Origin of the sequence: Burkholderia sp. 9779_493, assembly GCF_015712215.1 — a bacterium.
Classification (GTDB): Bacteria; Pseudomonadota; Gammaproteobacteria; order Burkholderiales; family Burkholderiaceae; genus Burkholderia; species Burkholderia cenocepacia.
On the sequence record NZ_JACCQA010000012.1, the window covers coordinates 146,076 to 158,828 of the forward strand.

The 12,753-nt window shown below is 68.8% G+C and carries 11 protein-coding genes; 5 read left to right on the plus strand and 6 right to left on the minus strand.

The annotated features are described in order from the left end of the window. Positions 1 to 9 precede the first annotated feature (9 nt). Positions 10 to 1,062 (minus strand): RNA-guided endonuclease InsQ/TnpB family protein, encoded by a 1,053-nt coding sequence (locus H0X95_RS14775; RefSeq protein WP_059722851.1) that lies wholly within the window; start codon positions 1,060 to 1,062, stop codon positions 10 to 12. A gap of 89 nt (positions 1,063 to 1,151) precedes the next feature. On the opposite strand from H0X95_RS14775, the gene H0X95_RS14780 reads away from it, so the two are divergent. Together H0X95_RS14780 and H0X95_RS14785 are read left to right on the plus strand one after the other, a co-directional pair. Beyond that, positions 1,152 to 2,240: a glycosyltransferase family 9 protein gene (locus H0X95_RS14780; RefSeq protein ID WP_043206015.1), complete on the plus strand. Its 1,089-nt coding sequence runs from the start codon at positions 1,152 to 1,154 to the stop codon at positions 2,238 to 2,240. Further along, positions 2,230 to 3,180, plus strand: a complete 951-nt coding sequence (locus H0X95_RS14785) for a glycosyltransferase (protein ID WP_034203640.1) — start codon at positions 2,230 to 2,232, stop codon at positions 3,178 to 3,180. The genes H0X95_RS14780 and H0X95_RS14785 overlap by 11 nt, the downstream gene beginning before the upstream one ends. A 31-nt stretch (positions 3,181 to 3,211) precedes the next feature. Here the strand turns inward: H0X95_RS14785 and H0X95_RS14790 are convergent, their stop codons facing one another. Beyond that, positions 3,212 to 4,246 carry a sigma-54 interaction domain-containing protein gene (locus H0X95_RS14790; protein ID WP_196446095.1) on the minus strand — a complete coding sequence of 345 codons (1,035 nt, stop codon included), beginning with the start codon at positions 4,244 to 4,246 and terminating at the stop codon, positions 3,212 to 3,214. A 341-nt stretch (positions 4,247 to 4,587) separates the two neighbouring features. On the opposite strand from H0X95_RS14790, the gene H0X95_RS14795 reads away from it, so the two are divergent. Next, a complete protein-coding gene (locus H0X95_RS14795; protein WP_124550664.1) occupies positions 4,588 to 4,776 on the plus strand; it encodes a hypothetical protein in 189 nt (62 codons plus the stop codon). Next, positions 4,761 to 6,128, plus strand: coding sequence for a sigma-54-dependent transcriptional regulator (locus H0X95_RS14800; protein WP_059722853.1), 1,368 nt, complete (start codon positions 4,761 to 4,763; stop codon positions 6,126 to 6,128). Before H0X95_RS14795 ends, H0X95_RS14800 begins: the two co-directional genes overlap by 16 nt. Positions 6,129 to 6,145: 17 nt before the next feature. Here H0X95_RS14800 and H0X95_RS14805 read toward each other — a convergent pair whose 3' ends face one another. Continuing rightward, entirely contained in the window at positions 6,146 to 7,069 is a 924-nt protein-coding gene (locus H0X95_RS14805; protein ID WP_059722855.1) for a glycosyltransferase family 2 protein, read from the minus strand. After that, positions 7,048 to 7,743 carry a PIG-L family deacetylase gene (locus tag H0X95_RS14810; RefSeq protein ID WP_034203638.1) on the minus strand — a complete coding sequence of 232 codons (696 nt, stop codon included), beginning with the start codon at positions 7,741 to 7,743 and terminating at the stop codon, positions 7,048 to 7,050. The genes H0X95_RS14805 and H0X95_RS14810 overlap by 22 nt, the downstream gene beginning before the upstream one ends. A 118-nt stretch (positions 7,744 to 7,861) precedes the next feature. On the opposite strand from H0X95_RS14810, the gene H0X95_RS14815 reads away from it, so the two are divergent. After that, on the plus strand, positions 7,862 to 10,168 hold the full coding sequence (locus H0X95_RS14815; protein ID WP_059722857.1) for a hybrid sensor histidine kinase/response regulator: 2,307 nt from the start codon (positions 7,862 to 7,864) through the stop codon (positions 10,166 to 10,168). A 24-nt stretch (positions 10,169 to 10,192) separates the two neighbouring features. On the opposite strand, the gene H0X95_RS14820 is transcribed toward H0X95_RS14815, so the two are convergent. Both H0X95_RS14820 and H0X95_RS14825 read right to left on the minus strand, forming a co-directional pair. Beyond that, positions 10,193 to 11,239, minus strand: coding sequence for a UDP-glucuronic acid decarboxylase family protein (locus H0X95_RS14820; protein WP_006498363.1), 1,047 nt, complete (start codon positions 11,237 to 11,239; stop codon positions 10,193 to 10,195). Then, complete coding sequence (locus H0X95_RS14825) at positions 11,239 to 12,558, minus strand: glycosyltransferase family 4 protein (protein WP_006498362.1); 1,320 nt, start codon at positions 12,556 to 12,558, stop codon at positions 11,239 to 11,241. Before H0X95_RS14825 ends, H0X95_RS14820 begins: the two co-directional genes overlap by 1 nt. Between the last annotated feature and the right edge of the window lie 195 nt (positions 12,559 to 12,753).

Below are 12,753 nucleotides of genomic sequence, written 5' to 3' on the forward strand. Positions count from 1 at the left end.
CTCATCTCCTTAAGGGGAGAGGATTCCCACACCTGGCGATGCACGTCCGCATCGGAGAATGTTCAACGCAGCGTTGGTATCTCGATCATGTTCGACACCACAGTCACTACAGGCCCACTCTCTTATTCGCAGTCCCGCGATACCTTTCGGCCGCGTCGTGCTGTCTTTCGATCCGCACGACGAACAGGACTGGGTCGAACCGCTTTCGTCGACTTCCTCGAACGTGGCTCCGTGCGCGATCGCTTTATAGCGGAGCTTGTTCCGGAAGGACGACCAGGATGCGTCGTAGACGCTCTTCGCCATCCTGGTTCTGGCGAGTTTTGCGGCCGACACGTTGCCGACCGCGATGTAATCGAAGCGCCGCACCAGATCGAGCGCGAGCTTGTGCTGGAAATCGGCACGGGCATTCGAGATCTTTGCGTGCAGCTTCGCGATATGTCGCTTGTGCTTTCGTGCTCGCTGCGCTTTCGTCAGCTTTTCTGCCGCGCATCGGCCGAACCGGTCATTCGGCAGTTTTTCTCCGGTCGAAAGCGTGGCGAAGTCTTTCAGGCCGAGATCGATGCCGACACCGGAGCGGACCGGTCGGACCTGCACATCGGGCATCTCGATCACGATGTTGAGAAACCAGTTGCCGCGCGCATCCTGCGCAAAATTGGTCCCGTCCTTGATCTTGCATTCGGGAAGCGGTCGACTGTTGAACACGCGGAAGGTGTTGCCGGCAAAGCGAAACGCTTCGCCTTCGCGCTTCAGGTCTCGGCCCTTCGGCGGCACCCAGCCCAGCGATTTCATGCCGCGATAGCGCAGGTAAGGCCGACGGTTCCGACTGCGCGACTTCGCGTATTGCTCGCACGTCGCGTTGATCGTGCCGGAATGGATGCCGAGCGCCTTGCTGCTGCCGGTCGTCAGCACGTTCAGATCAAAACCCGTCGGCCATTTCTTATTCCACTTGAGCGCGTGCTTCTGCGTGTCGTTGCAGAAGTTCCAGACGTAGTTCACCGCACGGCTCTGCTTGTTGAGCAGTCCATTGAGCGATTTCACCCGGTAGCGATAGACAAGGATCATGCCGGTGATCCTAACCCGTGGAAGAAGCAGCCTGTCGACAGCACGCCTTTCCTCTCCGTCCTGAAGGTCGGGGTTTCTCGGAGCAAATGATGAAGCTCGATTCCAGCGTCGATTCCGACGGCCCGCGCGGCCCGAAGCGGATCGCAGTGTTCCGCGCGTTGCAGCTCGGCGACATGCTGTGCGCGGTGCCCGCGCTGCGTGCGCTGCGGCGCGGCGAACCCGACGCGCGCATCACGCTGATCGGTCTGCCGTGGGCGCGCGAATTCGCGTCGCGCTTCTCGGACTACATCGACAGCTTCATCGCATTCCCCGGCGCGCCGGGGCTCGGCGAACAGCCCGAACCCGACGCGGCCACGCGCGAAGCGTTCATCGCCGAATGCCGCTCGCGTGACTTCGACCTGGCGATCCAGCTGCACGGCAGCGGCGCGCACACGAACGCGATCGTCGCGTCGCTCGGTGCGACCCGCACAGCCGGCTTCGTGCCGGCCGACGGCGGCACGACCGCGCTCGACTGCGCGCTCGTGTGGCGCGACGACGAACCGGAAGTGACGCGCTATCTGGCGCTCACGCGCAAGCTCGGCTACGCGGACTGGGGCGACTACCTCGAATTCCCGCTCGGCGGCCTCGACTACGCGCTGTGGCACGTGCTCTGCGACGAGCACGCGCTCGATCCCGGCCGCTACGTGATCGTCCATCCCGGCGCGCGGATGGCGTCGCGGCGCTGGCCGGTCGAACGCTTCGCGCTCGCCGCGCGGCAACTCGCCGACGACGGGTGGCAGATCGTGCTGACCGGCACGCGCGCGGAACTGGCGTTGGCGAGCGCGTTCGCCGAACACCTCGGGCGGCCGTGCGTGAACCTGTGCGGCCGCACGCCGCTCGGCGCGCTCGCCGCGCTGATCGCCCGCGCGCGGCTGCTGTTGTGCAACGACACGGGCGTGTCGCACGTCGCGGCGGCGCTCGGCACGCCGAGCATCGTCATCGCGTGCGGCAGCGATACGGCCCGCTGGGCGCCGCTCGACGCCGAACGCCATCGCGTGCTCGCGAACTATCCGGCGTGCCGCCCGTGCATGTTCGAGTCGTGTCCGTACGGGCACGAGTGCGCGACGGCGATCGGCGTCGGCGAAGTGATCGACCGGGCGGGCGAACTGCTCGCGGAGGAGAGACGTCATGTCACGTAAGCGGTTGCGCGTGCTGACCTGGCACGTGCATGGCAATTACCTGTATTACCTGTCGCAGGCGCCGCACGATTTCTACATCGTGACGAAGCCGCAGCATCCGCCCGGCTACGCGGGCCGCGTCGGGCACCTGCCGTGGGGCGACAACGTCCATGAGGTGCCGGCCGAATGCGTGCGCGACACCGCATTCGACTGCGTGCTGTACCAGCACGTGAAGCATTATCAGCACGACCGCCTGCGGCTGCTGAGCGAAGCGCAGCGCGCGCTGCCGACGCTGTTCGTCGAGCATGATCCGCCGCGCGAGCATCCGACCGACACGCTGCATCCGGTGCAGGACCCGAACGTGTTGCTGGTGCACGTGACGCCGTTCAACGCGCTGATGTGGGACAACGGCGTGACGCCGACGCGCGTGATCGAGCACGGCGTGCTGATGCCGGAAGGCGTCGAGTATCACGGCACGCTGCCGAAGGGCGTGGCCGTCGTGAACAACCTTGCGCGCCGCGGCCGGCGCCTCGGCGCGGACCTGTTCGAGGTCGTGCGGCACAGCGTGCCGATCGACCTGGTCGGGATGGGCTCGACCGATCTCGGCGGGATCGGCGAAGTGCCGAACCCGGCGCTGCCGCAATTCCTGTCGCACTACCGGTTCTTCTTCAACCCGATCCGCTACACGAGTCTGGGGCTCGCGGTGATCGAGGCGATGATGATCGGGCTGCCGATCGTCGCGCTCGCGACGACCGAGATGGCGCAACTCGTGAAGACCGGCAGCAACGGCGTGGCCGATACGCGGCCGGCCGTGCTGATCGACGCGATGCGGATGTTGATTCGCGATCCGGACCTGGCGCGCGAATGGGGCGCCGCAGCCAAACGCGACGCGTGCGAGCGCTTCGGCATCGAACGGTTCGCGCGCGACTGGGACGCCGCCCTCCGCGATGTGACGACGTGACGACGTGAGCGCGGCGGCGTGCCGGCCGCGTTCACGGCGTCGTCGCGGGCGGCGAACCGGAGGCGTTTCCGCCGTTCGCGGCATTCGGCGCCGGCGGCGCGCCGCTGACCGCGTTGCGCTCGTTTTCCGGCAGCAGCGCGAGCCGGTTGTACAGCGTTTTCAGGCTGATGCCGAGCGCCTTCGCGGTGCGCGGCTTGTCGCCGTTGAAATGGCGCAGCGACGCGACGATGAAGCGCTGCTGCGTATGCGCGAGCGTCGTGCCGATATGCAGCGTCATCGCGTTGTGGCGCACTTCCTCGCGCGGCGGCTGGCGGCGCGGCAACTGCAGTTCGATCTGCTCGTCGGCGAGGATGAACGCGCGCTCCAGCGCGTTGCGCAATTCGCGCACGTTGCCGGGCCACGTGTACGCGCGCAGCGCCTTCATCGCCTGCGTCGACAGGCGCTTTCTCGTACGGTGCCGCGCGTTCAGCCGCTCGACGATCTGCAGCGCGATGTCGCCGACGTCGTCCTCGCGCTGCCTGAGCGCGGGCACGTGCAGCGCGATCGGCGCGATCCGGTAGAACAGGTCCTCGCGCAGCCGGCCGCTGCGCAACGCCTCGACCGGATCATGGTGGGTGGCCGCGACGATCCGCACGTCGAGCGGAATCGCCTCGTGGCCGCCCACGCGCACGATCGTGTTGGTTTCGAGCGTGCGCAGCAGCTTGACCTGCAATTCGAGCGGCATCTCGGCGATCTCGTCGAGAAATAGCGTGCCGCCGCGTGCGGCTTCGAACATGCCCACGTGTTGCGCGACGGCGCCCGTGAAGCTGCCTTTTTCGTGGCCGAACAACTGCGACTCCGCGATGTCCTTCGCAATCGCGCCGCAGTTGACGGGCACGAACGGGCCGCGCCGGCGCGAGCTCATGTCGTGAATGAGCCGGGCGACGATATCCTTGCCCGCACCGCTTTCGCCGACCACCAGCACACTCACGCGGGTGGCGGCGACGCGCGACACTTTCAGCAGCAGTTCCTGAATTGTTCGCGAACGGCCGAACAGTCGCGTGCCGTCATCGTCGGATTTCGACATGGAGTATGACCGGGTTGGGAAGTTTTGACCGAATGCGTCGTGACCAGGTAAAAAATGACGTGGCACACGTCGTCTTTCACGTACGCAGGATACCTTTTATACCGATTCGCCGACATTGAATCTGGCAATGCGGCTTACGTCAGCAGATAGATTTATTCGATGGGCCGCGAATGGACGACATCGTTCTTCTATACTGCTAAGCACCTGTTTTCCCATGCGGGACAGCTTGTCTGTCCGTTCGTGTGCAGCGTTGAAGATGCCGTCTTGGGCCAGCGCACGTTCCCTTGTTTGGAAAAATGCATGCGTGGCGCTGGCCCCCCGGAAGGGCCGAGCGCCGCGTCATGCTCGTCGCGAATACGTCGCGTATTCGCTTCGTCGCCATCCTCGCGCTCGGCCCTTCCGGGGGCCGGCGCAAGCCCGTCATCAGCATGAACGGGCCCCATGACGTGCATTGCGCCGCACGTGTCGCGGTGCCGGCCGACGTACCTGCCGGGCCGCATTACAAGGAGTCTCGATGCCTTACGTCCTGATCGTCGAAGACGACGCCGATACGCGAACGATGCTGGCCACGCTCGCGCGCACGCAGCAACTGACGTGCGATACGGCGGCGACGCTTGAAGAAGCGCGCACGCTCGTCTCGACGCATACCCCCGATCTCGTGCTGTGCGACCTCGTGCTGCCCGACGGCAACGGGATGGAGCTGTTCAACGCATTGCCCAAGCGCGGGCATTGCGAAATGGTGTTGACCACCGGCCACGCGAGCCTTGAAACCGCGATCGACGCATTGCGGCGCGGCGCGACCGATTACCTGGTGAAGCCGCTCAACATGCAGCGGCTGAACAGCATCTTCGCGCGCGTGCCGCGCACGACCGCGCTGCACGAGGAAATCGCGGAACTGCGCTCGGAACTGCAGCGCCTCGGCCGGTTCGGCCGCATGCTCGGCAGCTCGCCCGCGATGCAGGCCGTCTACGACGCGATCGGTCGCGTCGCGCGCACCGAAGCGTCGGTGCTGCTCACCGGCGAATCGGGCACCGGCAAGGAACTCGCCGCGCAGACCGTGCACGACCTGAGCCTGCGCCGCCGCGGGCCGTTTCTCGCGGTGAACTGCGGCGCGATCGCCGCGAATCTCGTCGAGAGCGAGATGTTCGGCCACGACCGCGGCAGCTTCACCGGCGCGGAACGTCAGCACAAGGGCTTCTTCGAACGCGCGGACGGCGGCACGCTGTTTCTCGACGAAATCACCGAGATGCCGCTCGAGTCGCAGGTCAAGCTGCTGCGCGTGCTGGAGACCGGACGCCTCACGCGGCTCGGCTCGACGCGCGAGATCGACGTCGACGTGCGCATCGTCGCCGCGACCAACCGCGACCCGGAAGCCGCGATGGCCGACGGCAAGCTGCGGCCCGACCTGTTCCACCGGATCAACGTGTTCCCGATTCCGCTGCCGTCGCTGCGTGAACGCGGCGACGACATTCCGATGCTCGCCGACGCGTTCCTGCAGCGCTACAACGAAGAGACCGGCCGCAACCTGCGCTTCGCGCCGGCCGCGCGCGAAGCGCTGAAGACCTACGAATGGCCCGGCAACGTGCGCGAGCTGCGCAACTTCGTGCAGCGCGCGAGCATCTTCACCGACGCCGACGTGATCGACACGCTGCCGCCGCCGATCATGGACGAGCTGTCCAGCATGGTCGATTCGCATGAAGATCGCGTGACGGTGCCGTTCGGCACGCCGCTCGAGGAAGTCGACCGCAAGCTGATCCTCGGCACGATCGCGCAATGCGGCGGCGTGAAGGCGCAGGCGGCCGAGGTGCTCGACGTCAGCCTGAAGACGATCTACAACCGGCTCGCGCAACTGGAAGACGAAGCGGAGAAGCCGGATTCCTGATGCCGCTACGATCGCGTTCATGTTCCCGTTTCGGCCTCGCGGCGCGTGTCGCGTTCGAGGCGGCGGCGCATGCGTTCGACGTGCGGCGGGATCGTGCGTCGTTCGCGCAGGATCCACGGCAGGCCCGCGAAGGTGCGCACCACTGCACGTTCGCGGCGCAGCAGCGGCAGCATGCGCACCGTATGGCGCCACGCGGCGGCGGCCGGCCATCTGAGCCACGCGGTCCACACCGCGTTGCGCGCGGCGGTGCGCGCACGTGTCGGCCGGTCGCGCCGCGTCGACGGGTAGTGATGGACCGTCAGTCCCGGCGCATACACGAGCCAGTGGCCGGCGCGCGTCAGATCGAGCGCGAGCAGCGCTTCCTCGCCGCCGAGGAAGTAGCGCGGATGGTAGCCGCCCGCGCGCACGAACGCGTCGCGCCGGAACGCGGTCGCGCCGGCCAGCAGCCCGAGGATCGGGCGGCCCGGCAGCGCGACGGGCGCGTCGAGCGGGCTGTCGGCCATCAGCCGGCAGGTCGGGTCCTCGCGTTCGTCGGGGCCCACCAGCACGCGCGCGGTGACGGCCGCGACGTGCGGATACGCGTCGAGCAGGTTCGCCGCGTCGGCGATGGAGCCGGGCGCCCACCACGTGTCGTCGTCGCAGAACGCGACGTGGCGCGTGCGGGCGACGGCGACGCCGAGATTGCGGCCGGCCGCGCCAAGGTTGCCCGGCGCATGCACGAGCGCGACATGCGCAAAGCGTTCGCGGATCAGGGTGGCCGTCTCGGCGTCCGCCGCGTTGTCGACGACGACGATCGCCGGCCGGTCGGGCAGCCCGGAAAGATGGTCGAGCGTGCGCGCGAGTTCCGCGGCGCGCCGGCAGGTCAGCACGATGGCGGTCACGCGCGGCTCGCCCGGCGGCAGCGCGACACGGGCGGGCGTTACGCGGACGTGACGTCGCATTCGAGCCGCCAGATCATTTCGGGTTCGCGGAGAGCGGCGCGCATATGAGGCTCGAGCAGCGTGACCTGGCTGGCGTACGCGTCGACGGCGGCGGCTTTCGCGGCGGCGCTGTTCGTATCACCGCCGGCCGGCGTCGCGACCGGATGCGCGATCCAGCCGCGCTCGCGCCAGCCGGCCACGCGCCTGGCCATCAGCCCGTCGATGCGGCGATAGGGCACGTCCTCGTAGAAGCGCCAGACGTGCGACGGATCGTCGTCACGCAGCAGCCACAGCATGGCCTCCTGCACCTGCAGGTGATCGCGATGGAACAGGCCGGCCGGCGCGAGCACGCCGAAGCCCGGGTACGCGTCGATCGCCGCGGCCACGCGTGTGGCGATCGCGGTCGACGTAGACGGTATGCCGTACTGATCGTCGAGGAAATCGAGCCACACGGGGTGTGCGTCAAGCAGCGCGAGCGCGCGGCGGTCTTCGTCGCGGCGCGCGCGCATCGCTTCGTCCGCGTGATGGAAGCCCGCGCGGCGATCCCACGGCGGCGCGGGCATGCCAGGCGGCGGCATCCCCGCGAACACGGTGACGACGATCGAGCCGGGCGCCTGCGCGAGCAGTTGCCCGCAACTGAAGACGGCATCGTCGAGATGCGGCGAGACGACGAGCCAGCGTGTCGGGTCGGGCATGGCGTGAAGATCTCCTTCGTGAGCGGCCGGGCCGCGGTTCCGATCGGCCAGCATGTGCCGTGCCCGCCGGCGGCCGCCACGCCGGTCGCCGCCGACTGTCCCCGCAGGAGCGTGTTCGATGACTGAAATTGCACGACCGCAGGCCGGAAATTACGCAACGGCCGTGATGCTGGTCGCGATCGCGACCGTGCTGCAGACGCTCGCGATCCGGTTCGGCGGCGTGAATCTGCCGTTCGTCCTGTATTACCCGTTGCTCGCGGGCGCCGCGTGGGCGACGTCGTTCCTGTTCGGCATCGTGTCGACGGTGGTCAGCGGGTTGCTCGTGTGGACGCTGTTCCTGTCCGATCCGGCCGCCTATACGGCGCCGCTGCCCGAGCGGCTCGTGCAGCTCGGCACGTTCATGCTGATCGGGACGCTGGTGTGCGCGGTCGCGTCGCTGCTGCATCACACGCGGGTCACGAACGATCGTGCGCGCCGGCGCGAGGCGGGCGCGCGCCGCCAGCTCGAAGCCGTGCTGGGCGCGTTGCCGCACGGCGTGATCGCGACCGATCCGAACGGGCGGCTCACCTATCTCAACGCGGCCGCGGCCGCACTCGTCGGCTGCCGGCCGGACGACGCGATCGGGCGGCCGGCGCGCGACGTGCTGCGGATCGTCGATCACGACGGCCGCCGCGTGCAGACCACGCCGCTCGATCACGCGCTCGGCGGCGCCGGGGCGACGTCCGACCGGCACTGGCTGCAGGCCGGCAGCGGCGAGCCGGTGCCGATCGTCGCGGTGGCGTCGCCGATCGGCGATGGGGACGGCAATCTCGACGGCGCGGTATTGCTGCTGCGCGATGCGGGCGCGGACCGCGCGCGCGTCGACGCATCGCGGCTTCAGCATGCGGTCGTCGAGGCGGCGCCGGACGCGATCGTCGGGATCGATGGCGACGGCCGCATCGCGAGCTGGAATCCGGCCGCGCAGCGGATCTTCGGCTATGACGAGGCCGATGCGCGCGGCCGCAGGTTCGATACGCTGATCGCGAGGCGCTGGCTGCGGCTCAATCCGCTCGCCGACGCGTTCGACGCGATGCACGAGCCGGTCGGGCCGCTCGAACTGCTGTGCGTGCGGCGCGACGGCCGGCGGTTTCGGGCGACGGTGTCGGCGTGCCCGGTGCAGGGCGACGCGCGGGCCAGCGTCGCGCTGTCGCTGACGCTGCGCGAAACCGGCGCGCAGCGTCGCCGCGACCTGCGTGCGCAGCGCTCGCTGCAGGGCGCGCGCGACGCACGCGACCAGGCCGACACGTCGAACCGGCTGAAGGACGAGTTGCTGGCCACGGTGTCGCACGAATTGCGCACGCCGTTGAACGTGATCTACGGGTGGATCGAGGTGCTGCGCAACTCGGGCGAGCAGGCGCTGCAGCATCAGGCGATCGACGCGATCGACCGCAGCGCGCGCTCGCTCACGCGGATGGTGGGCGACATCCTCGATGCGTCGTCGCTCGCGACCGGCAAACTGCGGCTCGATGCGACGCCGGTCGACGTCGTGCGGCTGTTCTCCGATGTGGTCGGCACGTTCCAGACGGCCGCGTCGTCGGCCGGCATCATGCTCGAATTCGACTGCGACGTGTCCGCGTGCATCGTGTCGGGCGATGCCGAGCGGTTGCGGCAGATGCTGTCGAACCTCATCTCGAATGCGCTGAAATTCACGCCGGGCGGCGGCAGCGTGACGGTCGGCCTCGCGCGCGACGAATCGCAGGTGGTGCTGACCGTCACCGATACCGGGCAGGGCATCGCGACGGAGTTCGTGCCATACGTGTTCGACATGTTCCGCCGCGCGGACGATTCGCCCGCGTCGCCGCGACGCGGCCTCGGTCTGGGCCTATCGATCGTGCGGCACATCGCGGAGCTGCACGGCGGTCGCGTGAGCGTCGCGAGCGCGGGCCGCGATCGCGGTACGACGTTTACGGTGACGCTGCCGGCCGGGTGGCAGCCGGGTGGCGCGATGGCATGGAGCCTCCTGCACGCAAGCGGCCGCCGCGAGCCGCTCGTGCTCGATACGCAGCGCATCCTGATCGTCGACGACGACGCGACCACGCGCGCGAGCCTGACGGCCGCGCTGACCACGTTCGGCGCGGCCGTCGCGATCGCGTCGTCGGGCCGCGAGGCGCTCGCGATGGCGGCCGACATGCGGCCGACGGTCGTGCTGTCCGATCTCGCGATGTCCGACGGCGACGGCTTCTGGCTGCTCGATGCGTTGCGGCGCGGCGCCCTGAACGGCGACAGCGGTCCATCCGACGTGCGCGTGCTGGCCGTCACCGCGCACGCGGGCCTGGCCGACGAGCGCCGCGCGCTGGAGGCCGGCTTCGACGGCTACCTGTGCAAGCCGGTCGACGTGCGCGAACTCGCACACAAGATCGCACACGTGACGAAGCGCGACGGCTGACACACGTCGCGCGTGCCGGCCGCGTCAGGTGGTCGGCGCCGGCCGGTTCTGCGTATGGACCTGCGCGAGCAGATGCGACGCGATTCGCGTGCTGCGCACGAGGTCGCCGGGCGTGTGGTGCGTGACCTGGCGCTGGATGAAGTAGCGCGCGGTGTGCGCGAGCCCGTTCGCGAACGTCGTCGTCGCGCGCCAGCCGAGCCGCTTCTGCGCGGCGGCGAGATTCGGCCGCCGCTGGCGCGGATCGTCCGACGGCAGCGGCCGGAACTCGATCGGCACGGTTGCGCCGACGATCCGCACGACTTCCCGCGCGACGTCGATCATCGCGATCTCGACGTCGCTGCCGAGATTGACCGGCTCGCTCGCGTCGCCCGGTTCGTCCATCAGCCGGATCAATGCGTCGACCATGTCGTCCACGTAGCAGAACGAGCGCGTCTGCTTGCCGTCGCCGTAGACGGTCAACGGCTGTTCCGCGAGCGCCTGCGTGACGAAGTTCGACACGACGCGCCCGTCGGCCGGGTGCATGCGCGGGCCGTACGTATTGAAGATCCGCGCGATCCGCACGTCGACCCCGTACTGGCGGTGATAGTCGGAGAACAGCGTTTCCGCGCAGCGCTTGCCTTCGTCGTAGCACGCGCGGATGCCGGTCGGATTGACGCGGCCGCAATAGTGCTCGTCCTGCGGATGCACGTCCGGGTCGCCGTACACTTCACTCGTCGAGGCCTGCAGGATGCGCGCCTTCACGCGCTTGGCGAGGCCGAGCAGGTTGATCGCGCCGTGCACGCTGGTCTTCGTCGTCTGCACCGGGTCGCGCTGGTAGTGGACGGGCGATGCCGGGCACGCGAGGTTGTAGATTTCGTCGACTTCGACGTAGAGCGGAAACGTCACGTCGTGCCGCATCAGCTCGAAGTTCGGCGCATCGAGCAGGTGCGCGATGTTGTCCTTCGTGCCCGTGTAGAAATTGTCGACGCACAGCACGTCGTGGCCGGCGGTCACGAGGCGTTCGCACAGATGCGAACCGAGAAAGCCGGCGCCGCCGGTGACGAGGACGCGTTTTCGGTCGTAGCCCTTCATTACGTATTCTCCTTGCGGTGTGCGAGCACGCCTCGCGTGGTGGCGACCGGCGTGCGCCGGCCGGTGCCGGCCGACGTGCCGGCGCGCTGCGCGTGGGCGACGTCGCGATAGATGTCGACGAGCCGGTCGGCGACGCCTTGCCAGGTGTAGAAGCGATGCGCGCGCAGGTAGCCGGCGCGGCCGAGCGCCGCGCACAGGTCCGGTTGCGCGCGCAGTTGCACGAGGCGCGCGGCCAGCGCGGCCGGGTCGCGCGGCGGCACGAGATAGCCGGTCGTGCCGTCGTCGACCGTCGTGCGGATGCCGCCCACGTCGCTGCCGATCACCGCCGTCGCGCACGCCATCGCCTCGACCGGCGTGATGCCGAACGGCTCGTACCACGGCGTCGTCACGAACACGTCGGCCGCGCTGTAGTACAGGTGCAGCGCGTCGCGATCGCGCCGGCCGACGAAGGTCACGCGGTTCGCGATGCCGAGTTCGTGCGCGAACGCGGCGAGCCGCGCGAGTTCCGGGTCGCGCGCGGGGTCGGGCGTCGCCTGGCTGCCGCCGACCACGTACAGGTGGGTCGGCCGCTGCGGGTCGCGCGGCATGCGTGCGAGCGCGTCGATCACGGTGTCGATGCCCTTGCGCGGCACGAGGCGCCCCAGTTGCAGCACGACGAACGCGTCCTGCGGCCAGCCGAGCCGCGCGCGCGCATCGACGCGCGGCACCGGCCGGAATTCCCGCGCGTCGAAGCCGCACGGCACGATCTCGATGCGCGCGGTATCGGCGCGATAGTGCGTCGTCAGGTCCAGCGCATCCTGCGGGCATTCGGCGATCAGGCGGTCCGAGCGGCGCGCGAGCGTGTCCTCGATCGCGAAGCGCGCGTCGGGGAAGCCGTCGGCCGTGCCCTGGTGCAGCCGCCGCACGCGGCCGAGCGCATGGAACGTCGTGACGAGCGGGATGCCGAGCGCCTTTTTCACGCGCAGCGCCGCGTCGCCGGACATGAAGAAGTTCGCGTGCATCACGTCGACCGGATCGGGCTCGCGTCGCATTCGCGCGATCATGTACTGCGCGAACGGGCCCATGTACGGCAGCAACTGCTCCTTGGGCACGTCGGTCGGCGGTCCGGCCGGCACGTGGATCACGCGCATGCGCGGGCCGATCGGCACGACTTCCGGCAAATGCGGATTGTCGCAGCGGGTGTACACGTCGACGTCGAGGCCGCGCTCCGCGAGCTGCTTCGCGACGTTCGCGACGTAGATGTTCTGACCACCGGCATCGACGCCGCCGATCACCCCCAGCGGCGACGCATGTTCACTGATCAACGCGATTCTTTGCATGGTATTGCTCCCGGTATCGGGGCCGCGCACACGGGCCACCGTTGTCGGTGACCCGGCAATCGGCATGCCCGCTGCATTGCGGGGAAAACCGCTTCCCGGGGTGCCGAAAAATTTACAACGCGTTGGATGAAAGGGCGTCTGATCGCGGCATCCCGCTGGCATGCGGCGCACGCGGCGCGGCACGCGATTTGCGCG

Excerpts from the sequence above, each read along its gene's own strand:
- H0X95_RS14775 (WP_059722851.1), bottom strand. The coding sequence starts at position 1,062 with ATGATCCTTGTCTATCGCTACCGGGTGAAATCGCTCAATGGACTGCTC.
- H0X95_RS14780 (WP_043206015.1), top strand. The coding sequence starts at position 1,152 with ATGAAGCTCGATTCCAGCGTCGATTCCGACGGCCCGCGCGGCCCGAAG.
- H0X95_RS14785 (WP_034203640.1), top strand. The coding sequence starts at position 2,230 with ATGTCACGTAAGCGGTTGCGCGTGCTGACCTGGCACGTGCATGGCAAT.
- H0X95_RS14790 (WP_196446095.1), bottom strand. The coding sequence starts at position 4,246 with ATGTCGAAATCCGACGATGACGGCACGCGACTGTTCGGCCGTTCGCGA.
- H0X95_RS14795 (WP_124550664.1), top strand. The coding sequence starts at position 4,588 with ATGCTCGTCGCGAATACGTCGCGTATTCGCTTCGTCGCCATCCTCGCG.
- H0X95_RS14800 (WP_059722853.1), top strand. The coding sequence starts at position 4,761 with ATGCCTTACGTCCTGATCGTCGAAGACGACGCCGATACGCGAACGATG.
- H0X95_RS14805 (WP_059722855.1), bottom strand. The coding sequence starts at position 7,069 with ATGCGACGTCACGTCCGCGTAACGCCCGCCCGTGTCGCGCTGCCGCCG.
- H0X95_RS14810 (WP_034203638.1), bottom strand. The coding sequence starts at position 7,743 with ATGCCCGACCCGACACGCTGGCTCGTCGTCTCGCCGCATCTCGACGAT.
- H0X95_RS14815 (WP_059722857.1), top strand. The coding sequence starts at position 7,862 with ATGACTGAAATTGCACGACCGCAGGCCGGAAATTACGCAACGGCCGTG.
- H0X95_RS14820 (WP_006498363.1), bottom strand. The coding sequence starts at position 11,239 with ATGAAGGGCTACGACCGAAAACGCGTCCTCGTCACCGGCGGCGCCGGC.
- H0X95_RS14825 (WP_006498362.1), bottom strand. The coding sequence starts at position 12,558 with ATGCAAAGAATCGCGTTGATCAGTGAACATGCGTCGCCGCTGGGGGTG.